This is a genomic window from Acidovorax sp. GW821-FHT10E04 (assembly GCF_059415185.1).
Window position 1 is genome coordinate 309,731 of sequence record NZ_JBWKMT010000007.1, and the last position, 24,239, is coordinate 333,969.

Annotated in this window: 19 protein-coding genes; 12 read left to right on the top strand and 7 right to left on the bottom strand. The window is 68.7% G+C overall.

The features are described 5' to 3' along the window. Window positions 1-77: 77 nt before the first annotated feature. The 4 genes from AC07OC_RS22285 (at window position 78) to ltaE (ending at window position 4,369) form a co-directional block, all read left to right on the top strand. Window positions 78-725, top strand: coding sequence for a TetR/AcrR family transcriptional regulator (locus AC07OC_RS22285; RefSeq protein ID WP_218297326.1), 648 nt, complete (start codon window positions 78-80; stop codon window positions 723-725). 52 nt (window positions 726-777) lie between these two features. After that, complete coding sequence (locus AC07OC_RS22290; RefSeq protein ID WP_494602265.1) at window positions 778-1,758, top strand: Bug family tripartite tricarboxylate transporter substrate binding protein; 981 nt, start codon at window positions 778-780, stop codon at window positions 1,756-1,758. A 78-nt stretch (window positions 1,759-1,836) separates the two neighbouring features. After that, window positions 1,837-3,105 carry a branched-chain amino acid ABC transporter substrate-binding protein gene (locus AC07OC_RS22295; protein ID WP_218297328.1) on the top strand — a complete coding sequence of 423 codons (1,269 nt, stop codon included), beginning with the start codon at window positions 1,837-1,839 and terminating at the stop codon, window positions 3,103-3,105. 193 nt (window positions 3,106-3,298) lie between these two features. After that, window positions 3,299-4,369, top strand: a complete 1,071-nt coding sequence (gene ltaE, locus AC07OC_RS22300; protein WP_218297329.1) for a low-specificity L-threonine aldolase — start codon at window positions 3,299-3,301, stop codon at window positions 4,367-4,369. A 16-nt stretch (window positions 4,370-4,385) separates the two neighbouring features. On the opposite strand, the gene AC07OC_RS22305 is transcribed toward ltaE, so the two are convergent. Then, complete coding sequence (locus AC07OC_RS22305) at window positions 4,386-5,102, bottom strand: YggS family pyridoxal phosphate-dependent enzyme (RefSeq protein ID WP_494602267.1); 717 nt, start codon at window positions 5,100-5,102, stop codon at window positions 4,386-4,388. Between the two features lie 36 nt (window positions 5,103-5,138). Here AC07OC_RS22305 and AC07OC_RS22310 point away from each other — a divergent pair, with 36 nt between their 5' ends. The 4 genes from AC07OC_RS22310 (at window position 5,139) to AC07OC_RS22325 (ending at window position 9,161) form a co-directional block, all read left to right on the top strand. Beyond that, window positions 5,139-6,182 carry a type IV pilus twitching motility protein PilT gene (locus tag AC07OC_RS22310; RefSeq protein WP_010463046.1) on the top strand — a complete coding sequence of 348 codons (1,044 nt, stop codon included), beginning with the start codon at window positions 5,139-5,141 and terminating at the stop codon, window positions 6,180-6,182. A gap of 60 nt (window positions 6,183-6,242) precedes the next feature. Then, on the top strand, window positions 6,243-6,878 hold the full coding sequence (locus AC07OC_RS22315) for a Crp/Fnr family transcriptional regulator (protein ID WP_218297331.1): 636 nt from the start codon (window positions 6,243-6,245) through the stop codon (window positions 6,876-6,878). 64 nt (window positions 6,879-6,942) lie between these two features. Then, complete coding sequence (locus AC07OC_RS22320) at window positions 6,943-8,079, top strand: PilT/PilU family type 4a pilus ATPase (protein ID WP_218297332.1); 1,137 nt, start codon at window positions 6,943-6,945, stop codon at window positions 8,077-8,079. 167 nt (window positions 8,080-8,246) lie between these two features. Next, window positions 8,247-9,161, top strand: coding sequence for an NAD(P)-dependent oxidoreductase (locus AC07OC_RS22325; protein ID WP_218341360.1), 915 nt, complete (start codon window positions 8,247-8,249; stop codon window positions 9,159-9,161). Window positions 9,162-9,384: 223 nt separating this feature from the next. Here the strand turns inward: AC07OC_RS22325 and AC07OC_RS22330 are convergent, their stop codons facing one another. The 3 genes from AC07OC_RS22330 to AC07OC_RS22340 form a co-directional block, all read right to left on the bottom strand. Continuing rightward, complete coding sequence (locus tag AC07OC_RS22330) at window positions 9,385-10,053, bottom strand: BON domain-containing protein (protein WP_218341359.1); 669 nt, start codon at window positions 10,051-10,053, stop codon at window positions 9,385-9,387. Continuing rightward, window positions 10,050-10,652, bottom strand: a complete 603-nt coding sequence (locus tag AC07OC_RS22335) for an SIS domain-containing protein (protein WP_218297335.1) — start codon at window positions 10,650-10,652, stop codon at window positions 10,050-10,052. Before AC07OC_RS22335 ends, AC07OC_RS22330 begins: the two co-directional genes overlap by 4 nt. Before the next feature lie 99 nt (window positions 10,653-10,751). After that, entirely contained in the window at window positions 10,752-11,162 is a 411-nt protein-coding gene (locus AC07OC_RS22340; RefSeq protein ID WP_492805894.1) for a YraN family protein, read from the bottom strand. On the opposite strand from AC07OC_RS22340, the gene rsmI reads away from it, so the two are divergent. Further along, on the top strand, window positions 11,162-12,115 hold the full coding sequence (gene rsmI, locus AC07OC_RS22345) for a 16S rRNA (cytidine(1402)-2'-O)-methyltransferase (protein ID WP_218297337.1): 954 nt from the start codon (window positions 11,162-11,164) through the stop codon (window positions 12,113-12,115). The two genes, AC07OC_RS22340 and rsmI, sit on opposite strands and share 1 nt — an antisense overlap. Before the next feature lie 138 nt (window positions 12,116-12,253). On the opposite strand, the gene AC07OC_RS22350 is transcribed toward rsmI, so the two are convergent. Beyond that, window positions 12,254-13,510: an Hsp70 family protein gene (locus AC07OC_RS22350; RefSeq protein WP_218341357.1), complete on the bottom strand. Its 1,257-nt coding sequence runs from the start codon at window positions 13,508-13,510 to the stop codon at window positions 12,254-12,256. A gap of 458 nt (window positions 13,511-13,968) precedes the next feature. Next, window positions 13,969-14,394: a Fur family transcriptional regulator gene (locus AC07OC_RS22355; protein ID WP_218297339.1), complete on the bottom strand. Its 426-nt coding sequence runs from the start codon at window positions 14,392-14,394 to the stop codon at window positions 13,969-13,971. 292 nt (window positions 14,395-14,686) lie between these two features. Between AC07OC_RS22355 and AC07OC_RS22360 the strand changes: the two genes are divergently transcribed. After that, on the top strand, window positions 14,687-18,052 hold the full coding sequence (locus tag AC07OC_RS22360; RefSeq protein WP_218341356.1) for an EAL domain-containing protein: 3,366 nt from the start codon (window positions 14,687-14,689) through the stop codon (window positions 18,050-18,052). Window positions 18,053-18,106: 54 nt separating this feature from the next. On the opposite strand, the gene AC07OC_RS22365 is transcribed toward AC07OC_RS22360, so the two are convergent. Further along, the gene (locus tag AC07OC_RS22365) at window positions 18,107-20,992 is read right to left on the bottom strand and encodes an IPTL-CTERM sorting domain-containing protein (RefSeq protein WP_494602270.1); all 2,886 of its coding nucleotides are present in this window, start codon (window positions 20,990-20,992) and stop codon (window positions 18,107-18,109) included. A gap of 387 nt (window positions 20,993-21,379) precedes the next feature. On the opposite strand from AC07OC_RS22365, the gene AC07OC_RS22370 reads away from it, so the two are divergent. Together AC07OC_RS22370 and AC07OC_RS22375 are read left to right on the top strand one after the other, a co-directional pair. Continuing rightward, on the top strand, window positions 21,380-22,126 hold the full coding sequence (locus AC07OC_RS22370) for a helix-turn-helix transcriptional regulator (RefSeq protein ID WP_218297342.1): 747 nt from the start codon (window positions 21,380-21,382) through the stop codon (window positions 22,124-22,126). Further along, window positions 22,116-24,083: a sensor histidine kinase gene (locus AC07OC_RS22375; RefSeq protein WP_218341354.1), complete on the top strand. Its 1,968-nt coding sequence runs from the start codon at window positions 22,116-22,118 to the stop codon at window positions 24,081-24,083. The genes AC07OC_RS22370 and AC07OC_RS22375 overlap by 11 nt, the downstream gene beginning before the upstream one ends. The last annotated feature ends 156 nt before the right edge of the window (window positions 24,084-24,239 follow it).

Sequence of the window (24,239 nt, forward strand, 5' to 3'; positions counted from 1 at the left end):
CTTGCCAATATATACCGACTGGTAGAACAATGCTACCCATGGGTATAAATCAACCGTCACACAAAGGACAGCCTGCCATGGGCCAGCAGCTCCCCATGCAGGCCAGCGGCCGGCAGAAAGCCGCCACGGCCGGGTCGGACGAGAAGCGCGAGCGCATCCTGCGCGCAGCAGAGGCGCTGTTCGATGCGCAGGGCTACGCCAACACCACCATCGAGCAGATCGTGCAGAAGCTGGGGGTGACCAAGCCCTTCGTCTACTACTACTTCCGCAACAAGCAGGAGATCTTCGAGACCCTGTCGTGGGCACCCGCCGTGGCGTGCTTCACGGCCATGGACTTCGCCGAGGACGACCCGCGCCCCGCGCACGTGAAGGTGGCCGAGGGCATCGACCGCCTGATCCGCGCCACGCTCGCGCACCACCCGTCTGCGTTCTTTCCGTACCGCGAACCCCAGGTGTACCGCCCCGAATACCTGGCCACCCAGAAGCAGCTGGCCAACCATTTCTACGACAAGCTCTGCGCCCTGCTCGAGGAAGGCCGCGAGGACGGCATGTTCGAGTTCCACGACACCAAGATCACCGCCCTGGCGGCCTGCAGCCTGCCGGGCTTTCTCTACAACTGGTACCGGCCGGACGGCCGCCTGTCGGCCGACGAAGTGGCGCAGGAGCTGTCCACCCTGGCCTACCGGGTGCTGGGCCTGCGCGCCCGGCGCCGGCCCGCGCGCTGAGCGCGGCGAGAGTCTTTCGCCCCCACACACCCCTCAAGGAAACCTAGCCACCATGCTGCTGTCACGACGATCCACACTGGCGCTGCTCGGCGCCACATCGCTCGGCCTGAGCCGCGCGCTGCACGCCTCCGCCCCGTTCCCGGCCAAGCCGCTGCGCTGGATCGTGCCCTACCCCGCGGGCGGCGGCTCCGATTTCATGGCGCGCACGGTGGGCCAGCCCATGTCGGCCGCCGTGGGCCAGAGCGTGGTGGTGGACAACAAGCCCGGCGGCAATGGCGCCATCGCCGTGGCCGATGTGCTGCGCGGCCCGGCCGACGGGCACACGCTCATCAACGTGGACAACGGCACGCTGGTCTTCAACCCGGTGCTGTACCGCAAGCTCGGCTACGCGCCCGACAAGGACCTCAAGCTCGTGACGCTGCTGGCGCGCGCCCCGATGATCCTGGTCGTGGGCCCCGCCTGCGACGCCAAGGACGCGAAGGAGTTCATCGAGCAGGCGCGGCGCCAGCCCGGCACGCTCAACTTTGGCTCGGCGGGCGCGGGCACGCCGCAGCACATGGCGATGGAGATGCTCATGCACCACGCCCGACTGAAGATGACGCACATCCCCTACAAGGGATCGTCGCCCGCGCTCGCCGACCTGGCGGGCGGGCAGATCCCGGCGGTGATGAGCGACTACGCGGCCGCGGGCGGCTTCCTGCAGGCGGGCAAGCTGCGCGCGCTGGCGGTGGCCGACAGCCGGCGCCACCCGCGCCTGCCCGATGTCCCCACGTTCGAGGAACTGGGACTCAAGGGCGTGGAGGCCACGGCGCTGGTGGGCGTGGCGGTGCATGCGTCCACGCCGGATGCCACCGTGCAGGCGCTGCAGAAAGCCATCGCCCAGGCCCTGCTGTCGCCGCAGACCAGCGCCCGGTACCGCGAGGTGGGGATCGAGCCCGTGGGCAACACGCCGCAGGAGTTCACGCAGATGATCACGACCGAGGTGTCGCGCTGGCACCCGCTGATACGCAGCCTGGGCATCGCGCTCGACTGACGGGCCCAGCCTTCTCCCTCCCGCCGGGGTGGCAAGCCCGCCCCGGTCTCACCACGACAAGAAAGCGAGACAAGCACCATGCTGCGCCACCCCCTGACGCGTTCCCTCACGCCCCTGGCTGCCTGTGCGGCCCTGCTGTGCACCGCCGCCGCCTCCACGGCCTGGTCGCAGGAGACCTTCAAGGTCGCCTACATCGACCCGCTCTCGGGCCCCTTCGCCAACGTGGGCGAGCTCATGCTCACGCACACGCAGTACGCCATCGAGGACATCAACGCCAAGGGCGGCGTGCTCAAGGGCACGAAGCTGCAGTTGCTGCAGTTCGACAGCAAGCTCTCGGCCCAGGAGAGCCAGAGCGCGCTGCAGGCGGCCATCGACCAGGGGGCCAAGGCCATCGTGACGGGCGGCTCGGGCTCGTCGGTGGTCACGGCGCTGGTGCAGGCCGCGGCGCGCCACAACCAGCGCAACCCGGGCAAGGAGATCCTGGTGCTCAACCACTCCTCCATCGACCCCGAGCTCACCGGCAAGGCCTGCAACTTCTGGCACTTCCAGTTCGAGGCCAACACCGCCATGAAGATGAAGGCCATCGCCAACTACATCAAGAAGCAGCCGGACATCAAGAAGGTGTACCTGCTCAACCAGGACTACGCGCATGGCAAGCAGTGGGCGCACTACGGCCGCGAGATGGTGGGCCTGGCGCGGCCCGACATCCAGTTCGTGGGCGAGGCGCTGCACCCCATCGGCCGCGTGAAGGACTTCGCGCCCTACCTCGCCAAGGTCAAGAGCACCGAGGCCGACTCGGTCATCACCGGCAACTGGGGGCAGGACATGACGCTGCTGCTCAAGGCGGCGGGTGACGCGGGCTACAACCTGCGCTACTTCAACCACAGCGCGGGCTCCATTCCCGGCACGGTACTGGCGGTGTCGCAGGCCAAGCAGGGCCAGCTGACCTGGGTGGCCGAATGGCACCCGGGCCAGGCCGACACCCCCAAGGTGGACGCGCTCGCCAAGGCCTACCAGGCCAAGACGGGCAAGGACTTCCTCGCGCCGCGCATCGAGATGACGCCGCGCTTTCTGGCCGCGGCCATCAACAAGGCACAGTCCACCGACCCGGTGAAGGTGGCCCGCGCGCTGGAAGACCTGACCATCGACTCGGTGGTGGGCCCCGTGCGCATGCGCGGCGAGGACCACCAGCTGCTGCTGCCGCAGGTGGTCAACACCATCGCGCCGGTGGACGGCAAGACCGTGAAGGTGGGCTGGGAAGGCACGAACTATGGCTTCCGCACCGATGCCGCCTACACCGGCAATGAGCTGGCGCAAGGCACGGACTGCAAGATGACCAGACCGTAGCCCCCCTGAGTCGCCTTCGGCGCCTTCCCCCCAGGGGGACGACGCCCTCGCTGCGGGGCGGCCCTGGCTCGGCGTCCCTGGCCTCGGCAGCGCCCATGTCGCCGGCCGAGCGCCTTGCGGCCGCAGGGGAGGCCAACGCGACTAACATGGCCGGTCTTTGCATTCATTGACCCGACCCACGAGGACCGCGCCCATGCCCGACTTTCGCAGCGACACCGTCACCCAGCCCACGCCCGCCATGCGCGAGGCCATGTTCAAGGCCCCGCTGGGCGACGATGTGTTTGCCGACGACCCTTCCGTGAACGCACTGCAGGAGCATGCGGCGCAGTTGCTGGGCTTCGAGGCCGCGCTGCTCGCACCTTCGGGCACGCAGACCAACCTGATCGCGCTGTGGGGCCACTGCCAGCGCGGCGACGAGGCCATCGTGGGCCAGAGCTGGCACACCTACCGCTGGGAGGCCGGTGGCATGGCGGTGCTGGGCTCCATCCAGCCGCAGCCGGTGGAGACGCAGCCCGACGGCACCTTGCGCATTGCCGACATCACCGCCGCCATCAAGCCCGACGACCCGCACTTCGCGCGCACCCGCCTGGTGGTCCTGGAGAACACGACCGGCGGCCAGGTGCTGCCGCCCGCCTACATCGCCGAGGTGGCCCATCTGGCGCGCAGCCGGGGGCTGGCGATGCACCTGGACGGCGCGCGCCTGTTCAACGCCGCCACGGCCAACGCGGCGCGCCACGGCACCGATGTGTACGACGAGGCGCGTTCGCTGTGCAGCCATTTCGATTCGGTGTCGCTGTGCCTGAGCAAGGGCCTGGGCGCCCCCGTGGGCTCGCTGGTGCTGGGCTCGCGCGACTTCATCCGCCAGGCGCGCCGCACCCGCAAGATCCTGGGCGGCGGCATGCGCCAGGCCGGCGTGCTGGCCGCAGCAGGCCACCATGCGCTGGAGCACCACGTGCGCCGACTGGCCGACGACCATGCGAACCTGGCACGGCTGGCCCAGGGGCTGAGCGATATCAACCAGCGCCATCCGGTGCTGCAGGGCAAGATCACGGTCCACCCCTGGCAGACCAACATCCTCTTCACCGACCTGCATGCGGATGTGGCCCCGGCCTTCACCGCCTGGCTGGCCGAGCACGGCGTGCGGGTGACGAGCAGCCTGTACGGCGTCGCCACGCGCCTGCGCTGGGTGGCTCATCTGGACGTGAGCGAGGCCGATGTGACAGCGGCGCTGGACTGCGTGGGGCGGTTCCAGCTACCGGGCTGATCGACCGGCTCATGCTTCAGGCGGGGTAAGTCCGACCTCCAAAAATGCCGGTGCCCACGCGCACCATCGTGCTGCCGGCGTGGATGGAGGCCTCCAGGTCGGCCGTCATGCCCAGCGAGAGCGTGTCAAAACGAGCCAAGCCTGGCTCGTTCAGGGCGCATATCTCGTCAAAAAGCGCTCGGGCGCGGGTGTGGATGGCCAACTGTGCTTCGAATTCAGGAGCCTGGTCCGGGATGCTCATGATCCCGCGCACCACCAGCCGTGGCAGTTTCGCGACAGCGCGGACCAGTTCCAGCGCGTCGGCCGGCGCCACGCCCGACTTGGTGGCCCCGCCATCGATGTTGACCTGAACGCATATTTGTAACGGCGCCAGGTGCTCCGGGCGCTGGGCCGACAGGCGCTCGGCGATCTTCAGGCGGTCCACCGTGTGGACCCAGTCGAAGTGCTCGGCCACCAGGCGCGTCTTGTTGCTCTGGATGGGCCCGATGCAGTGCCACTGCAGCGCCACGCCGGGCGCGGCGGCGCGCAGGGCGATGATCTTGTCCACCCCTTCCTGGATGTAGTTCTCGCCGAAGTCGCGCTGCCCGGCGGCCACGGCCTCGGCCACGGCGTCGGCGCCAAAGGTCTTGGAAACCGCCAGCAAGGACACGCTGGCCGGGTCGCGCGAGGCGGCTGTGCACGCCCGCGCCATCCTGCCCAGAACCTGTTGGAGGTTGTTAGCAATCGTGGTCATAATGTTTGACAGCGTATCAAACGATAGAGGGATTCCGTGGACATTACCCAACTGCTCGCTTTCAGCGTCAAGAACAAGGCCTCCGACCTGCACCTTTCCGCAGGCCTGCCGCCCATGATCCGGGTCCACGGGGATGTCCGCCGCATCAATGTCGATGCGCTCGACCACAAGACGGTGCATGCCATGGTGTACGACATCATGAGCGACTCGCAGCGCAAGACATATGAAGAGTTCCTGGAGGTCGACTTCTCGTTCGAGATCGAAGGCTTGGCCCGCTTTCGCGTCAACGCCTTCAACCAGAACCGTGGCGCGGCCGCCGTGTTCCGGACCATTCCCTCCAAGATCCTCACGCTCGAGCAGCTCAATGCGCCCAAGATCTTCGGCGACCTGGCCCTGAAGCCTCGCGGTCTGGTGCTGGTGACCGGCCCCACGGGCTCGGGCAAGTCCACCACGCTGGCCGCCATGGTCAACTACCTGAACGAAACCGAGTACGGCCACATCCTCACGGTGGAGGACCCGATCGAGTTCGTGCACGAATCCAAGAAGTGCCTGATCAACCAGCGTGAAGTCGGCCCGATGACGCTGTCGTTCGCCGCCGCGCTGAAGTCCGCGCTGCGCGAAGACCCGGACGCCATCCTGGTGGGCGAAATGCGCGACCTGGAAACCATCCGCCTGGCCATGACGGCGGCGGAAACGGGCCATTTGGTGTTCGGCACGCTGCACACCTCCAGCGCCGCCAAGACCATCGACCGGATCATCGACGTGTTCCCCGCCGAAGAAAAGGAAATGGTCCGCGCGATGTTGTCCGAGTCGCTGCAGGCCGTGATCTCGCAGACGCTGTGCAAGACCAAGGACGGCTCGGGCCGCGTGGCGGCGCACGAGATCATGCTGGGCACCAGCGCCATCCGCAACCTGATCCGCGAGGCCAAGGTGGCGCAGATGTACTCCACCATCCAGACCAGCAACAGCGTGGGCATGCAGACGCTGGACCAGAATCTCACCGACCTCGTTCGCCGCAACATCATCAGCCCGGCCGAGGCGCGCGCCAAGGCCAAGATCCCCGAAAACTTCCCGGGCTGATCCGCGCGCGGCACCCATGTACCCTGCGGCCCGACGAGCTGCCGCACACCGGAGCACTGTATGAAAGGCATTCTGAGCCTTCTGAAAATGAAAACCCGCGGCGGCAAGCCCATGGAGGACAACACGGATTCGGTGCTGTTTTCCACGGCCTTCGCCGGCCAGGGCGTGGACGATTCGATGCTCGTGCCCTGGGAGGCGCGTGCGGTAGAAGTGGGCGCCAAGCGCCTGCCCACCAGCCGTGGCGGCAAGCTGCTGCAGGGCCTGTGGGCCAAGGACAAGTACATGGCGCACCTGGACAAGGACGCCGTGGAGCGCATGGAGCGCTTCTTCGAATTCGCGGCCATCCCGTCCAACCGCGACGTGATCCGCCAGGACGAATACGGCAACTTCATGGTGGTGCTGCTCACCGGCACCATCGCGGTGGACCGCGTGCAGCCCTGGGGCGAACAGCTGCGCCTGGCCGAGACCCGGCCCGGCGACATCCTGGGCGAGATGTCGCTGCTCGACAGCGGCATCCGCTTTTCGGCCTGCACCACGCTCACCGACTGCGAGATCGCCGTGCTGAGCGCCGAGGCCATGGACGACATGATGACCAAGGACCCGCAGCTCGCCGCCAGCCTGATCGCGCTGCTGGCCCGCAAGCTGTCGCTGCGCCTGCGCGTGGTGAGCGCCCGCCTGAGCGACAACCAGAAATGATGATGCGCGGATACCACCTGCACAACGACCACCCGACAGACGAACACCCCCGGGAGAAATTCTGATGGAACGCGATCAGGCCAGTAAATTCATCAATGACCTGCTCAAGTTGATGGTGAGCCGCAATGGCAGCGACTTGTTCATCACGGCGGAATTCCCCCCCGCGATCAAGGTCGATGGCAAGGTGACCAAGGTGTCGCCCCAGCCGCTCACGCCCAACCACACGCTCACGCTGGCGCGCGCCATCATGAGCGACAAGCAGGTGGCCGATTTCGAACGCACCAAGGAGTGCAACTTCGCGATCTCGCCCGCCGGCATCGGGCGGTTTCGCGTCAACGCGTTCATCCAGCAGGGCAAGGTCGGCATGGTGCTGCGCACGATTCCGCTCACGCTGCCCACCATCGACGGCCTGGGCGTGCCGCAGGTGCTGAAAGAAGTGACGATGACCAAGCGCGGCCTGTGCATCCTGGTGGGTGCCACGGGCTCGGGCAAATCGACCACGCTGGCCGCCATGGTGGACTGGCGCAACGAGAACTCGTTCGGCCACATCATCACGGTGGAAGACCCCATCGAATTCGTGCACCCGCACAAGAACTGCGTGGTGACGCAGCGCGAGGTGGGCCTGGACACCGACAGCTGGGAAGCAGCCCTGAAGAACACGCTGCGCCAGGCGCCCGACGTGATCCTGATGGGCGAAATCCGCGACCGCGAGACCATGGAGCATGCCGTGGCCTTTGCGGAAACCGGCCACCTGTGCCTGGCCACGCTGCACGCCAACAGCGCCAACCAGGCGCTGGACCGGATCATCAACTTCTTCCCCGAAGAGCGCCGCGCGCAGCTGCTGATGGACCTGTCGCTCAACCTGCGCGGCATGGTGTCCCAGCGCCTGATCCCCAAGCAGGACGGCAAGGGCCGTGCTGCGGCCGTGGAAATCATGCTGAACACGCCGCTGATCTCCGACCTGATCTTCAAGGGCGATGTCTCCGAGATCAAGGAGATCATGAAGAAGAGCCGCAACCTGGGCATGCAGACCTTCGACCAGGCACTGTTCGACCTGTACGAGGCCAACGTGATCAGCTATGAAGACGCGCTGCGCAACGCCGATTCGCTCAACGACCTGCGCCTGCAGATCAAGCTCAACAGCCAGCGCGCCAAATCGCCGGACCTTGCCTCGGGCACCGAGCACTTCGCGATTGTGTGACAACCCCCTGAGCGGCTGCGCCGCTTCCCCCTTTTCTCGCGCTGCGCGCGGGAAGGGGGACGACGCTGGTGGCCTGGCAAAGCCAGTTCCACGGCGTCCGCTGGCCTGGGCCGCGCCAGTTTCAAACGCTGCCCCCGTGGCGGCCTTTTTTTGCAAGAACCACTCCCATGCCAAGCACCAATCCCCGCAACTACGACGCAACCCCATCCCGCAAGGTCGCCTTCCTGGGCCTGGGCGTGATGGGCTATCCGATGGCCGGCCACCTCGCGCTGGCCGGGCATGAGGTCACGGTCTACAACCGAACCGCTACAAAATCCATAGCTTGGTGCACGGAGTACGCCAGCGCCAAGGCGCCAAGGCATGCCGCAACGCCGCGCGAGGCCGCGGCTGGTGCCGACATCGTGTTCTGCTGCGTGGGCAACGACGATGACCTGCGCTCCGTCACCCTGGGGGCCGACGGCGCCTTTGCCGGGATGAAGCCGGGCGCGATCTTCGTGGACCACACCACCGCGTCGGCCGAGGTGGCGCGCGAGCTGTACGCAGCCGCCCATGCCCTGGGCCTGCACTTCGTGGATGCCCCCGTCTCCGGCGGCCAGGCCGGCGCGCAGAACGGCCTGCTCACCGTGATGTGCGGCGGCGACGCGGCGGCCTTCGAGGCGGCCCAGCCCGTGGCCATGGCGTTCTCGCGCGCCTTCACGCTGCTGGGTGACAGCGGCGCGGGCCAGCTGGCCAAGATGGTCAACCAGATCTGCATCGCCGGGCTGGTGCAGGGGCTGTCCGAGGCGGTGGCGTTTGGCCAGAACGCGGGCCTGGACATGAAACAGGTGCTGGAGGTGATCGGCAAGGGCGCGGCCCAGAGCTGGCAGATGGACAACCGTGGCAAGACCATGGTGGACGGCAAGTTCGACTTCGGCTTTGCGGTGGACTGGATGCGCAAGGACCTGGGCCTGGTGCTCGACGAAGCCAAGCGCAACGGCTCGCGCGTGCCCGTGACGGCGCTGGTGGACCAGTTCTACGCCGATGTGCAGAAGATGGGCGGCAACCGCTGGGACACGTCGAGCCTGATCAAAAGGCTGACGTAGCTCCCTGGGTCGCCTGCGGCGCCCCGGTGGCACGCGCCAGAAGCGCGCGCGGCCTCTTCGGCCTGGCGAAGCCGGCTCTGCGGGTGCACTCGCTTGTGCCGTGCCAGCTTCATGCCGCAACGCGCGATGCAGGGTCTTCAAGAAAAAATCCCGGTCCGCGTCATGCGAACCGGGATGTTTCGACCCAGGGGCTGTGCAGGCTATCGAGCCTGGCCGCCCGCTTTCAACCGCCGGGCGATGCGCTGTTGTCGGTGGTCACTGGCGCGGGCTGCGGCGCGATGCGGCGCAGCTCTTCTTCCGAGACGATCTCGAACACGCGCACGACCTTGCTCACGCCGCTCACGCCCCGGGCGATCTCGGTGGCGCGGTTGGCCTCGCGCTGCGACACGCGGCCCATCAGGTAGACGATGTTGCGCTCGGTCACCACCTTGAAGGAATTCGCCGAGATGTCCTGGGCGTCCACCAGGCTGGCGCGCACCTTGCCGGTGATGAAGGTGTCGTTGGAGCGCTGGCTCAGGCTGCTGGCGGGCATCACGGCCAGGTCATTGACGACCGAGCGCGTGTTCTCCACCTGCGACACGATCTGCTCGACGGTCTGGCGGTCCTGGGCGCTCGGTACCTCGCCGGTCAGCAGGGCCTGGCGGTTGTAGCTGGTCACGTTGACATGGGCGCGGTCGCCCAGGGTTTCGCGGATGCGGTTGGCGGCGCGCAGCTCGATGCCTTCGTCCTCGATCTGCGTACCGGTCGTGCGGCGGTCCACGGCCATCACGCCGCCCACGACGGCGCCGCCCACGATCAACGGCGCGCAGGCCGACAGGCCCGCGGCCAGCGCGGCGGCGGCCAGCACCGTGCACACGGTGCGTCGGGTACGTTTCAGGGTGGTTTGCTTCATAGGGGAATCTCCTGTTCGCCAAGTAACTGGGCGTCCACGCCATCGCTCAGGCAATGCAGCACCAGGGCATGGACTTCGCGCACGCGCGCGGCGCGGTCGTGCGGAACGCTGATCAACACATCGGTCTCGCGCAGCAGGGCGGCCAGCTTGCCGCCCGTGCGGCCGGTCAGCACCACCACGGTCATGTCACGCTCGTGGGCGGCCTCGGCGGCGGCCAGCAGGTTGGCGTCATTGCCGGTGACCGACAGCGCCAGCAGCACGTCGCCCGCCTGGCCCAGCGCACGCACCTGGCGCGCAAACTGCTGCGCCGCATCGTGGCTGCCACCCGTGGCGGCCGTGAGCAGCGTGCTGTCGGAGGTGAGGGCCAGCGCGGCCAGCTCGGGCCGGTCGCGCTCGAAACCGGCCACGCAGAACGCGGCGAACTGCTGCGCCTCGGCGGCCGAGGGGCCGTTGCCGCAGGCCAGCACCTTGCCGCCGCTGGTCACGCAGGCCAGCACGGCCTGCACGGCGGCGGCGATGGGGTGGCTCAGAACCTGCGCGGCCTGGTACTTCAGGTCGGCGCTGTCGATGAAATGCTGTTGGATGCGTTGCTCAAGCATGAGGGCCCGATGATACCCGCCGCGTGTTACAGCTTTTGTAGCAAACCGTAGTTCCCTGCATGGCGCCGGCGCCAGGGATGGCGGCCACCGGGCGCGCGCCTACTGCGCATCGAAGGCGGCCTGCAGCCACTGCACGGACTCCTCGACCAGCACCACGTCGAAGCGGCACGGCGGCGGGGAAGGCAGGCGCAGCAGGTAGTGCCGGGCCGCGAAAATGATGCGCTGCTGCTTGGTGGCGCCGATGCTGGCCCCTGCGCCGCCAAACGCGCGGCCCGCGCGGCTGCGCACCTCGACGAACACGAGCGTGCCGTCCCGTGCACGCATCACCAGGTCGATCTCGCCGCCGCCGCGCCCGGGCGTCCGATAATTGCGCTGCACCAGGTGCAGGCCCGCCGCCTGCAGGTGGGCCAGGGCCTGGTCTTCCGCCGCATTGCCGCGCTCGCGCGTGGTGGCGGGTTTGGCGGCCGGGCCAGGGGCTTCCGCCGGTTTTCTCTTTCCAAGGAATTTCATTGAGCGCATCTTTCGCTTCAGCCCAGGGCGCCGCGCGTGAAGCGGCGGCTGCGCAGCATTATCCCGAGGGCGCCCTGTACGTGGTGGCCACGCCCATCGGCAACCTGGCCGATATCACCCTGCGCGCGCTGCATGTGCTGCAGATGGCCGACACCGTGGCCTGCGAGGACACGCGCCATACGCAATCCCTGCTGCGCGCCTATGGCATCGACAAGGGGGCCTCGCAGCTGCTGGCCGTGCACCAGCACAACGAGGCCGAAGCCGCGCAGAACGTGGTGCAGCGGCTGCAGCAGGGCCAGCGCGTGGCGTACGTGAGCGACGCGGGCACGCCCGGCGTGAGCGACCCCGGCGCCCGGCTGGTGGCCGCCGTGCAGGCGGCCGGCCTGCGCGCCGTGCCCCTGCCCGGCGCCAGCAGCATCACCACCGCGCTGAGCGTGGCTGGCGCCGTGGCCCACAGCACCGAACACGGCGGCTTCGTGTTTGCGGGCTTCCTGCCCGTCAAGAACGCTGAACGCGCCACGGTGATTGCGCAGCAGCTGGCCCATGAGCCCCGCTGCGTGGTGCTGCTCGAAGCCCCGCACCGCATCGGCGAACTGGCCCAGGCCCTGGCAGTGCTGGGCGATCGCCCGGTGACGCTGGCGCGGGAATTGACCAAGCAGTTCGAGGAAGTGACCACGCGGCCCGCCCATGAGCTGGCGGCGTGGCTGGACGGCGCCCCCCAGCGTTCGCGCGGCGAGTTCGTGGTGCTGCTGCACCCGGTGGCGGTGGCCAGCGACGATGGCTCCAGCCTGCGGGTGCTGCGCCTGCTGGTGCAGGAGCTGCCGCTGAAAACCGCCGTGCGCCTGGCCGCCGAGATCACCGGCGCATCGCGCAATGTGCTGTACGACACGGCCCTGGCATGGAAGCGCAGCGGTGCGGACGACGGTGGTGCAGACAGCGGCACCGCGGACTGATTCCGGCCCGGATTTCATGCCAAATTGGCCTTAGACCCTTGGCAGGAAAGCGCCAAAAGCTACATTTTCAATAGCAAACCGACCCGCCACGGCGAGTACCGGCACCGGCCAGGGTGCGCGGCACCTCCCGCCGGACTCTCACCCCGACACCGCCAGCCCGGCCGCCACGCCGCCGAACAGGTCGCCTTCCACCTGGGGGGTGCCGGGAAATGCCGCCTTGAGGGCCTGGCGCAGCGGCCGCAGGGCCGACGAGCCGCCCGTGAGATAGATCGCATCGACCCCCTGCTGCCCCAGGCCCGCCAGCTGCACACATTCCTGCGCGCAGGCCACCACCTGTTCGAGGGGCTGCGACAGGAACCGCGCCAGCCCCTCGGGGGTGACGGATTCAGCCAGCCCGGCCTCGATCCAGTCCAGCGGCATGGGCGCATCGGCATCGCCCAGGGACGCGGCGATCTTGGCCTGCTCCACGGTGTTGGCCATGCGGTGCCCCAAGCGCTCGTGCAGCACCCGCATGAGCCGCGCGTGCAGCCGGGCATCTGAATAGTCGGTGCGCAGGTTCTGCGCGTCGCGCAGCGCGCGCGGCGAGTACAGCCACTGGATCAGGTGCCAGGTGGACAGGTCGAAGAACACCCGGCTGGGCACCTCTCGCCCCGCGGGGCCGGTGTGCCGAAATCCGAGCAGGGGCATCAGCAGGTCCAGGCTCAGCCGCCGGTCGAAGTCGGTGCCGCCCACGTGCACGCCGGTGGTGGCCAGCACATCGCTGCCGCGCTCGGCGCGCGCCATGCGCTGCGGCCCCAGCCTCACCACCGTGAAGTCCGACGTGCCCCCGCCGATGTCCACCACCAGCACCAGCGACTCGTGCGTGATGCGCTGCTCGTGGTCCAGCGCGGCGGCGATGGGCTCCAGCTGGAACGACACCTCGGCGAACCCCGCGTCCACCGCGGCCTGGCGCAGCGCATCTTCCGCCTGCTGGTCGCGGCCGGCGTCCCCGTCCACGAAATGCACCGGGCGCCCCATCACCACCCGGGCCGGCATGCCGCCCAGGTCATCGCGCGCCTTTTGCACCAGCATGCGCAAGAAGAGGCTGATGATGTCCTGGTAGCTCACCAGCTTGTTGTGCACCGCCGTCTTGTCCTGCAGCAGCGCGCTGCCCAGCAGGCTCTTGAGCGAGCGCATCAGGCGCCCCTCCGTGCCCGCCAGGTACTGCCCCACGGCATCCCGGCCAAAGTGGGTGCGGTGGTCTTCCGCATTGAAGAACAGCGCGGTGGGCAGTGTGGGGGCGCCTCCTTCGAGCGCGATCATCCGCGCGGGCCCGGTGCCCTGGCGCACGGCCATCGCGGAGTTGGAAGTGCCAAAGTCGATGCCGAGGGTGGTGTCCTTCAGGAAGGGTGTCATGGGAGGTCAGAGAATCGGTGGCGAAGTCACTCTGCACGGCCGAACTGTCGTGCCCGGGCCGGCGAGTGGCGGCGGTGGCCGCGTGGAACAGGGTGAATGGCATGCCGCGAGGCATGCCGGGGGAAACCGTCCGGCGCCCAGGGCGCCCATTGAAAAGAAAAGGCCCTTGATTCCTTCATCAAATCAAGGGCCTTCGGCTGTGCAGGCGGGTACCGGCACATCGGCCGCGCATTCACACGCCGTTGCTTGGCGTTGCCGCCGGGCCTGGTGCCTGCCACGGCATGGCGCCCTCGGATCGGCAGCGGCAGTGGGGCTCCCGTGGAGCCGCTGCGCAGCGGCGGCATTGTCTCACGCTCCGCGCGCCCTTGGCCCGAAGCGGCATGCCGCCCCCGGCAGGTGCGCATGGAAACCGGCGACCGCCCGCCGCGGCCACCGGCGGGCACGGGAAAGGCAGGCCGTCAGCCCCGGGTGAGGCCCCGGCGCGCCGGGGCCGGCGCCTTCTTCGCCGGCGGCGGGGGCTGGCAATCGCTGCACTGGCCGTACAAGGTGATGTCGTGGCCGTCCACGGTGAAGCCCGGCGGGGCCAGGTGCGCGAAGCCGCCGGGGCATGCATGGATATCGAACACGCGGTGGCAGACCCGGCACAGGAAATGGTGATGGTGGTCCTGCCCCGCCATCTCGTAGCGGGCGCTGCTGCCGGGCAGGGTCACCGGCTCGATCGTGCCGTCCTCCATCAGCGCGCGAAGATTCCGGTAGACGGTTGCCACCCCCAGCGAGGGGATGTCGGCGCGTGCTGCCTCCAGGACCTCCTGCGGCGACAAGGGACGCCCTGCGGTGGCTATCGCGGCGTGGATTGCCGCACGCTGGCGGGTTGCTCGTTCCATGGTCGTGTTTCTTGGGGGGTCGGTGGGCTCCCGCGATTCTAGGGACTCGCCGCGCCCCACGGGACCGGCGGGCGGCGCGCCCTGAGGGGGCCCACAAAGCTCCACCATGCCATCTATTGGTTCCCCGCAAGGCCTCCAGTCGGTATATTCGAACTGGCCGATAGCAGCCAGCCAACGGATTCCTGATGTGCTGCACGATGCAGCAGGCATGGCGAACCCCGTCCTTCCGGTGCCGGCGTACTGTTCGATCCGGGTCCCTCCGGCCGGGTCTCCTCACGGAAAGGTCAATACGGTGGCACGCTGGTCCAGTTTCGAAAGCAAGGTCGCCATTGCATTCGGCGCCGCCGTGCTGGTGGTGGCGGCGCTGGTGGCGGCCACCTGGCGGGTGGCGAACGATGCGTCCCAGACCGCGCTGATGCTCGCGCATACCCATGAGGTGCTCAACAACCTGGCCCGCACCCGTGGCTACACCCTGCAGATCGAGCTGGCCACGCAGAACTTCCGGCTCAGCGGAGACCCCGCCCACATCGCCGAACGCGACGACACCATCGCGCAGAGAGAGCGCACGCTGGAGAGGATCCAGTTGCTGACCGCCAGCAACCCCGACCAGCACCAGCGCTGGGGCCAGCTGCGGGAAATCGTGAACCAGCGGATGGTGATCTCCCGGCAGGTCGAGATGCTGCGCAAGACCCAGGGCCAGGAGGCCGCCAATGCCTTCGTGGCCACGGCGCCGCTGCGGGCCACGCGCGCACGCACCTACGAGCTGCTCGGCGACATGGACACGGCGGAGCGCCACCTGCTCACGCTGCGCGCCAACGCGCATGCCCAGGCACGGCAGAAACTGGTGGTGGCGGGCTCCATCGCCGCCGCGATGCTGGTGGCCCTGCTGGGCGCGACCTACGTGCTGATCCGCCGGCAGCTGCGCGAAACCGAAACCAGCCAGCGCGCGCTGGCGGACAGCGAAGAGAGCCTGTCGACCACGCTGCACTCCATCGGAGATGCCGTGCTGGCCACCGACACCGAAGGCCGCATCCTGCGCATGAACCCCGTGGCCGAGCAGTTGACGGGCTGGCCCATCGCGCTGGCCCGGGGGTTGCCGGTGGAAGTGGTGTTTCGCATCGTCAACGAACAGACCCGCGAGCCCGCCCTGGTGCCCGTGGCCGCCGCGCTTGCCACCGGCGAGATTCAAGCCCTCGCCAACCACACGTCGCTGCTCGCGCGCGACGGCACGGAATGCCCCATCGCGGACAGCGCGGCCCCCATCCGGGATGCCAACGGCCAGCTGCATGGCGTGGTCCTCGTCTTCCGTGACGTCACGGCGGAGCGCCAGGCCGAGCAGACCATTCGCGCGCAGAACATCCTGCTGGAGTCGCACGTCCGGGAGCGGACGACGCAGCTCAAAGAAAGCGAAGACCACCTGCGCAGCGTCATTGGCGCGGTTCCCGCGCTGATCGCGTTCGTGAGCGCCGAGCGGCGCTATGTGTACGTGAACGACCAGTACCGCCAGAGCTTCGCCCCGGAACGCGCGGACATCACGGGGTGCACGGTGCAGGAAATACTCGGCGACGAACGCTACGGCCAGGCCGCCCCGATGATCGACGGCGTGCTGGCGGGCACCCCGCAGGCCTATGACTGGCAGCCCTTCCCCGGGGTCTGGCAGGCCATCCGCTACCTGCCCAGGTTCGAGGCGCACGACAAGGTGGGCGGCTACTACGTGCTGGGCACCGACATCACGGACCGCAAGCACTTCGAGAACCGCATACAGACGCTCAACACCGAACTGGAGCAGCGCATACGGCAGCTGGAGCACGCGACCCGCGCCCTGCGCACCCTGAGCGCCGGCAACCGCACCATGCTGCGGGCCAGCGAGGAACAGGATCTGCTGGACAGCATGTGCCAGGCCATCGTCACGGCCGGCGGCTATGGCATGGCCGTGGTCTGGTACTGCGGCAGCCGCCCGGAGCTGCCCCTTGAACCCATGGCCGAATGCGGCTACCCCGGCGGCATGGACGCGCTGCGGCAGCTGGGGCTGGACCTGAGCGGCACGGCCCTGGGCCAGGGGGTCACCTCCAGCGCCATCCGGACCGAGGAGGTCTGCCTGGTGCGCAACATGAACACCGACCCCGGCCATGCGCCCTGGCACGGCAGGCCCCACGGGCCGAGATCCGGCATCTCGTGCCCGCTGCGGGTGGCAGGCCAGGTCATTGGCGCCTTGTCCATCTACGACCCGGAACCCGACACCTTTGGCGAGGACGAAATCGCGCTGCTCACGGAGTCCAGCGATGACCTTGCCTATGGCATCGCGACCTTGCGCTCGCGCGTCGAACAGGAGCGCGTGCAGGCCGCCATGCACCACTTCACCCGGCATGACCCGTTGACGGGCCTGCCCAATGCCCTCCAGTTCGAAGAGGCGCTGGCCGCCGCCATCCACGAAGGCGGCGAACAGCCGCGCTCGCTGGCGGTGCTGCAATTCAATATCGAGCGCCTGAGCGAAATCAACGAAGCGCTGGGCTTTGCGCACGGCGACGACATCCTGCGCGAGTTCGCACGGCGGCTGCAGCGCAGCGCCCCGCCATCGGCCCTGGTGGCCCGCCTGCGCGGCGATGAGTTCGCGGCCCTCTTGCCGGACAGCGACCTGCACGCCGCCCGCCACACGGTGAACATGCTGGAGCAGAACTTGTCACAGCCGATTTCGGTGGCCGGCATCGCGCTGGATGTGGTGGCCAAGGCCGGCATCGCGCTGTTCCCGGAGCACGGGCGAACCGTGCACGACCTGCTGCGCCGCATGGACAAGGCGGTTCACCAGGCCAAGAGAATGGGCGTGGACCACGTCGTTTTCATTCCTCAGCAGGAACAGGACCAGGCCGAGCGCCTGAACATGGCGGGCGAGCTGCGCCACGCGATCGACGCCGGCCAGCTGCGGGTCTACCTGCAGCCCAAGGTCGATTTCGCCAGCGGCCGCGTCTGCGGCGCCGAGGCACTGGTGCGCTGGCTCCACCCCCAGCGCGGCCTGCTGGCGCCCGGGGTCTTCATCGAACTGGCGGAGCACACGGGGCTCATCAAGCCGCTGACGGAATGGATGCTGGTGTCCGTGCTCGACATACTCCAGGCCTGGCAGCGCCAGGACTGCGCCCTGCCCATCGCCGTCAACCTCTCGGCGCGCAACCTGCGCGATGAGCAGCTGTTCGCCAAGTTCCGCCACTGGCAGCGCGAGCGCGGCGTGGCACGCGGGCTGCTGGAGGTGGAGATCACCGAGAGCACCGTCATGGAGGATGCGCAATACGCCATGGGCGTGCTCCACGCCCTGCGGGAGGAAGGCATTCCGCTGTACATCGACGACTTTGGCACCGGCTACTCGTCCCTGGCATACCTGCAGAAGCTCCCCGTGGACTGCATCAAGATCGACCAGTCTTTCGTCGCCGCCATGACACACGACAAGAGCTCCGCCAAGATCGTGCGCTCCACCATCGACCTGGTCCATGACCTGGACCGCAAGACAGTGGCCGAGGGCATAGAGACCCGCGAGCACTGGGAGCAGCTCTTGCATCTGGGGTGCGACATAGCGCAGGGCTACTTCATTGCCAGGCCCATGCCGGCGGACGAGTTCCCGGCGTGGGCCGCCAGCTTCAGGGCACCGGCTCCCCCGCCCGGGGGATGACCGCGTTCACGCGCCGGGCAGAGGCCGTGCGCCGTGAGGGCCCCTGCACGCCCATCAGCCCCGGCGGCGGCGCAACCCCAGCAAGGCCATGGCGGCCAGCGTGGCCCCCGTCAGCACCACGCCCCATTCGCTCAGCGTGGGAATGGCGGTGGCCAGGCCCGCGGCGGCCAGTGGCATCACCGGGTCCACGATCACGCCGTTCTGGGCCCAATCGTCGTCTCCCAGCTGGCCGTCGGTCAGGTCGAAACTCACGGCGTTGCCGTCGATGGTGAGATTCCTCGGCGCAAAGAAGCTGGCGCTGGCGGCGCCGCTGCTGGCCTTGCCGTACTTGGTGAAGCCGGCGACCGGCTGCGGCCACAGGGTGGTCACGCGCACCGTGGCGCCCGGGGTGCAGTCCACCAGCCGGACGCGGAACGCGCCCTGCGGTGCGCTCTGCCCCGGCGGGGCGGCGCTGGCGGCCATGAAGCCGGTGGCGGCGGGGTCGAACCGGCAGCCGGCGCCTCCACCCGTGAAGCTGGCGCTGGCCGGGCCGCCCGCACCCGTGGTGGGCACGGTGGTGCCGCTGTAGGTGACAGGGATGGCGATGGTCTGCTGCACCTGGGCGGCAGCGGCGTAGTTCGCGTCGCCTGCCTGGTTGGCATTGACGGTGCAGGTGCCCGCGCCGGCAAATGTCACCACGCTGCCCGCGACCGAGCAGGCCCCGGCCGTCGAGGCGGCATCGATGGTGAACACGACCGGGTTGCCCGAGCCGCCGCCGAGGGCTGACACCGCATAGGCCCCGCCCACGACGGGGTACGCCGGTGGCGTGGAGGTGAACGTGATCGCCTGGCCGGGCAGGACCACCTGGTTGACGAGGACGTTCATCGTCGTCTTGATCGTGCCGTCGCCCTTGCTCGTCGCCGTGAGCGTGCGCGAGCCGGGCCCGGCAAACGTCGCCGCGAACGCCGCGCTGCCTTCGCTTTGCTGGATCTCGCCCGGCATCGTGTCGCCCGGGTTGCTGCTCGTGATCGCCCAGCGTGTCGTATCGTCGATGTTCGCATTGATCGGGTCGACCACGGTCAGCCGGAACGGGATCGGCGCATTGGCCGCGACCGTCACCGACGCGGCGCCGGGCACCATGTCGATGGTGCCCGGGCCACCGAGCGACGGCGCGGGCAGCGGCAGGTTCTCGAAGTGGATGACGGCGCGCAGGTTGTGCCCCGGCATGCTGATGATTCCCTGGTACTGGCCCGCGACGCGGTTGGCCCGGGCGTCGTAGATGTAGTAGCCGGTGCCGCCATCGCCCATGAAGCCCTGCTCCGCCGGATCGGGATCACTCTGGATGATCGCGCTGGCGCCGCTGGACGGCACCGCGACGTTGATCGGGGTCGCATAGGGCAGGTAGGAACCTTCGGGGGTCGATGCCCTTGGGTCGATGACGATGGGGTTTCTCGTGAAGAGCTGCCCCAGGCGCGCGCGCAGCGACAGCGACGGGTTGCACATCCCATCGCCCAGCGCAAGGCAGTAGTTGCGGGTGTGTTCGCTGTCGTCCCTGTCGAACTTCATGAAATTGCGCATCCTGTCCGACACGGGCGTGATCGCGGCGACGAAACGCGGCATGTGCCCGGTCCGGGTGTTGTTGTCGCTGTCCAGCGTCAGCGGAGCCTGCAGGTTCGTCGAGCCGGCGATGGCGAAGTTCTCGCGGCGATCCGCGTTGTAGGCACCCGCGAGCGCGGAGACATAGCCCTCACTGGCATCGACGAACAGGGACTGGTTCTGCGCATCCCGGTCGAGCGGTGCGGTGGCGAACAAGGCTGCTGCGGATGGTTCGGTCCAGCCCCCGTTCCAGGAGGTGACCTGCTGGTTCTGCGAGGTGAATCCCGGCCTGGTGTAGAAATTCGCCTGCGGCTGTGCCGTGGCCTGTTCCGGCACCGGCGCATTCACGAACGCCACCATGGTTTGCTTGACCCCCACGGAACCCATCTCGTTCAGGGCGGTGCGCAAGGTGAAGGCGCCCGTGGGCAATGATTGCGGCTGTATCAGCGCATATGCCCGGTTGCCCGGGACGCCGCTCAGCCACAGATTTTCGTCCTGGGCAAAATTCCGTGAAGCCACGGAGGGGTCGATGGACGACTGGCGCACGCTGGTCGCGGCATAGGCGTTCCTGGTGGCGCCCACCGCATCGCTGAGCGTGATCAGCAGCTGGGGCTGGTGCAGTACATGGGCCTGCCCCGCTGGCAGCTCCTTGCTCGCGAACTCGAAACTGCCAAAGGTGTTGTCGTTGGGATCGGGGGCCGCGCCCACACGCATCATCGACTCGACGTTGTTGGCCAACCGGTATTTGACCAGCTTGGTGACATCGAAGCTGTAGAAACCCGGCGTGGTGATGCGCAGGGGCTGCGCGGGACTGTCCGCATCGGTGGCGGCCGCATCGGCGCTGGCCACGGACTGGCCGCAGTGGGGTGCCGTGTCCTCGCGCTCGAAGCAATCGGCACCGTCCTGATGGGCGCTGAATATCGCGATGTAGCCAGGCGCGGCCACTTTCTCCACATAGAGCACCAGGCGCGCGCGCGCGACCTTGTCGGCATTCAGCGTGTAGGCTTCCTGCCCCACGGAGGCCGTCGTGCTCGCCTTGTCCACGACCAGCTTGGTCAACGTTCCGCTCGGCAACGTGGCGTACGAGAACTTCAGCTGCGCATTCGCGTCGGGGTTCACGAGCAGCGTGGGCTCGAAGGGGAAATAGTCCGCGTTGCGGGTGTAGCCGTCGGCGACAAGCGGCGCCTCGATCCACGACGACAAGGTCGCTCCGCCGCAGGCCTGCAGCAAGACCACCGCCGCCGCAAGCGCGAGCCCCCGGACCGCCCGGAACCTTTCCAGGGATGCGCCCGCGCTGCGCCTTGGCCGGGAGCTGTGGCGCGCCGTTGCGCCCGGCCGCATCGCGGCCTCTACCATCCGAATCATGTATTCCTCACTCCGTGGTGCGTTCGAGAAAAGCCGCTCGGGCTTGCCCTGAATGGAACGGTGTCGGCCACCGTGTTCTTGTGGATTCAGGTGCAGGCCCCTGCTTGCGGGACCGGAAGTTACCGGATGGGCACGGTTTTGTATGTCCCCCGTTTGGGCGACATGACAAGGGCCCCGGGGGATGGCAGCATGGACGGAGCACCCGCCGAATGGGCGCGCATTGACGACCTGGAACCCATGCAGAAACCCACCGACCCCGCATGCAGCCCGAAGAACCGACCATGATCCGCCGCTTGCCACCGTACCGGCTGGCGCAGCCGGCCTGCCGGGCACAGCAGCCCCGCCAGGCCCGGCGCTTTTGACCTGGGCCTGTGGCAGCATCGGCGCATGGTTTCCCTTCCTCGCACAACTCCCTGGGCGCCGGATGCGGCGCCTGCGCCCCCTGCCATCCGCGTGGCGGTGGTGGAGGACGACTTCGTCTGCCGCAACGCGCTGGCGCATGCCTTGCAAGGCGCGGCCGACATGCATCTGCAGTGGGTGGCGGCCAGCCGCGCCGAAGCGCTGGCGGCGCTGCAGGCGGACGATGCGCCGCTGGACGTGCTGCTGCTGGACCTGGGGCTGCCCGATGGCAGCGGGCTCGACGTGCTGGCCGTGCTGCGCGCGCGCTGGCCCGGGGCGGCGGCCATGGTGAGCACGATCTTTGGCGATGAGGCGCATGTTCTGGGCGCCATCGAGGCCGGTGCGATGGGCTACCTGCTCAAGGACCTGCCACCCAGCGCCGTCGTGGACGAAGTGCGCAGCCTGCATGCGGGGGGCAGCCCCATCAATCCGATGGTGGCGCGCAAGCTGCTGCTGCGCCGCGCGCAGTCTCCCGTGACAGCCAAGCCCTCAGCGGGCCTGGAGCCGGGGTTGGCGGCGGCGGAGATCACGGAGGTGGCACCTTCGGCGCGCGAGGCCGAGTTGCTGCGCATGGTGGCACGCGGCTACACACTGGACGAGGTGGCGCGGGCGATGGGCGTGTCGCGCCACACGGTGCGTACCTTCGTGCGGCGCGTGTACGCCAAGCTGCAGGTGACGACCCAGGCCGAAGCGGTGAGCGCCGCGGCGCGCAAAGGGTGGATCGATGTGGCTTGATCTCGCGCGCCTGGCGCTGCGGCTCTTGCTGGCCGGTGCCGCCGCCGGGGGCGCGGCGCTGGCAGGCGTGCTGCCCGCGCACCTGGTGCAGGCGCAGGCGTGGAACCCCGCCAGCGGGGGCTGGGCGCCGCCGCCCTCGCTGCACGAATCACCCGATGCAGTGCTTTCGAGCACCATACCGTGGAGCACGGTGGACCTGCCACATGCCCGCGCACGCAGCACGGTCTCGACAGCCGCGCAGGCCGATGCGCCACCCGAGGTGTGGTGGTACCGCCTGCGGGTGCCGGGCGAGGCGCTCGCCGCCACGCCCCAGGGCACGCGCCTGTACATCCCGCGCTGGCAGACAGTGGGCACGGTGGCGGTGTATGCCGATGGGCACCTCGTCTGGCAGTCGCACGGCAGCCGGGTCTGGAACAGCTTCAACCGCCCGGTGTGGGTGGACCTGGCGGGCCATGCTGCGCCCGGCGTTCCCCTGGAGGTGCATGTGCGCATGGCCAATCTGCCCGGCGTGGGCGGCGCGCTGTCCAGCGTGTGGGCCGGGCCGGCCGAGGCGCTCTGGCCGGGGTGGCGGCTGCGCAGCCTGCTGCAGACCGACCTGGTGGCCTACCTGCGCGGTGCCTACCTGGTGCTGGGCGTGTTCGCGCTGGCGGTGTGGCTGGTGCGGCGCGGCCGGGGCGAGGCGGGCTACCTGCTGTTCTTCCTGCTGTCGGTGGGGCACTTGCTGGCCACGCTGTTCTACCTGGTCGATGCCGAGGGCTTCGGCGTGCCCGACGAATGGTTCTCCTGGCTCACGCTCGTGGGCTCGCTGGGGTCGTCGGCCTGCTCCTTCTTCCTGTTGTGCCGGATGCAGGGCCGGGGCTATCCGCGGCTGGCGCGCGCCGTGGTCGCCTATTGCGGCTTGGTGGCGCTGGCGGCCCTGCCACTGTGGGACCTGCGGCACGAGGCGATGCTGCCGCTGTTGCGCCTGGCGCTGTTTCCTCCGGCCCTGGTGGTGCTGTGCGTGGCGGCGCTGGGCGCTTGGCGCGAACGCTCCTGGTCCAGCGTGCTGCTGGCCGGGGCCGTGGCGCTCTCGTTCCCCCTGGCCGTCCACGACCTGGCGATGCAGCGCTACCGCATCAGCATCGAGCACATCTACCTCACACCCTACGTGTACATGGGCGTGTTCACCATGTTCCTGCTGGTCGGTTTCACGCGCTACCACCGCGCGCTGGAAGTCGCCGAGCAAGCCAATGCCGTGCAGGCCGAGCGCCTGGCCGCGCAGGAATTGCAGTTGCGCGAAACACACGAGCTGCTGCGCGCCGCCGAGCGCGAGCAGACGCTGCTGCACGAGCGCCAGCGCCTGATGCGGGAGATGCACGACGGCGTGGGTTCCTCGCTGATGAGCGCGCTGCGGCTGGTAGAGACTGCGCCGGCGGCACCCGTGGACGTGGCGCAGGTGCTGCGGGAGTGCATCGACGACCTGAAGATCTCCATCGACTCACTGGAGCCCGTGAATGCGGATCTGCTGGCACTGCTGGCCGGCCTGCGCTATCGGCTCGGGTTGCGGCTGGAGGGCGCGGGACTGGTCATGCACTGGCAGGTGGACGACCTGCCGCCGCTGCCCTGGCTGGACGCGCAAAACGCGCTGCACGTGCTGCGCATCCTGCAGGAGATCCTCACCAACATCCTCAAGCACAGTGGCGCGACGGAGATCGTGCTGAGCACGGCCGAGGCCGTCTGGCCCCCGCCAGAGGGCGGCGGCGATGGCACGCGCGGCGTGCAGGTGTGCATACGGGACAACGGCCGTCCATTCACCCCCCCGGCGTCCGAGGCGCTGGCGCCCGCCCGCCGGGGCCTGCCCAACGTGCACAGCCGCGCGCTGGTGCTGGGCGCGCATTGCACCTGGAGCACCAGTGACGGCGCCCAGGCGCAAGGTTCCACGTTCACGCTGTGGCTGCCGCTGCACAAGCAGGGCTGACACCCCGCCCTCCGCGCGAGCCAGCCGCCACGGGATCGTTGGCACCGGTTCAGGGCCGATGGCGCCAGCACAAGGCATCCACCGCAGCGACAGCGGTGGCGATCCAGAGGGCATGAAGTGCCGCCATCGAGCGAAGAAGACTATGCGATGGGGACT